1 protein-coding gene is annotated in these 852 nt (G+C 41.8%); it reads left to right on the top strand.

Annotated features, from left to right (window positions below; translation table 11 throughout):
• Positions 1–579: IS91 family transposase (locus ACYQ2M_RS25155; protein ID WP_459919153.1), on the top strand; the 579-nt coding region annotated here is incomplete at its 5' end.
• Positions 580–852: the final 273 nt, after the last annotated feature.

The raw sequence follows: 852 nt of genomic DNA, 5'->3' as shown, positions 1-852 counted from the left end.
AAAGCCTTGTCCAAAGTGTTTCGTGACAAATTCATGGAAGGATTTAAGAACGCATTTGAAACAAAAGAACTGGAATTCCCGGGACGGACAGCACCCCTGGAAAGCCCTTCGGAGTTCAGAAAAATGACACGCGAGCTTTGGTCAAAAGATTGGGTAGTGTATTCCAAGCCGCCCTTTTCCGGGCCGGAGACCGTTTTGGAATATATGGCGCGTTATACACACCGGGTGGCAATCTCAAACTACAGGATCAAGGCATGTGAAGATGGAAAGGTCACTTTTTCATATCGAGACCGCAGAAAAGAAACCACTGAGGAGACAACCCTGGAAGCGGTGGAGTTTATCCGCCGTTTTCTTCTCCATGTAGTTCCCCGAAACTTCATGCGTATCCGGCTTTTTGGATTGTTTGCAAATCGGTGTAAAAAGGACAATATTGCACTGTGTCTCAAATTGTTGGAAGCGGAGGCCGAAGAATGCGGGGCTTCCAGATCCGTTGAGGAGATTATGCTCGATTTGACCGGAAATGATATCCGGTGCTGCCCATTATGTAAAAAGGAATACTGGAGAAAAAATTTGAGATAAAAAAATCTCTCTACGGTATGGGAGGGAACGAATTCATAAAGTCACCCAAAGGAAGATATTCTCCATAAAACCGGTTGATTAAAATTAGGGCAATTATCAAAATTGGCTGGATGTCTTTAATACTTCAAATGAAGGAGGGAAGAAGTGCGTCCTGCAGATGCTGATTCCTGAGAAAAGTTAACTATGGAACATCAGAAATGCATTTTTTTACAATTTTACTGTTTAGCTAAATTAAAATATTGACCTAACATAGAAAAAAAGATTAAAATAACG

Source organism: Desulfocicer niacini, assembly GCF_054657595.1.
This window is presented reverse-complemented; position numbering and strand designations above follow the sequence as displayed.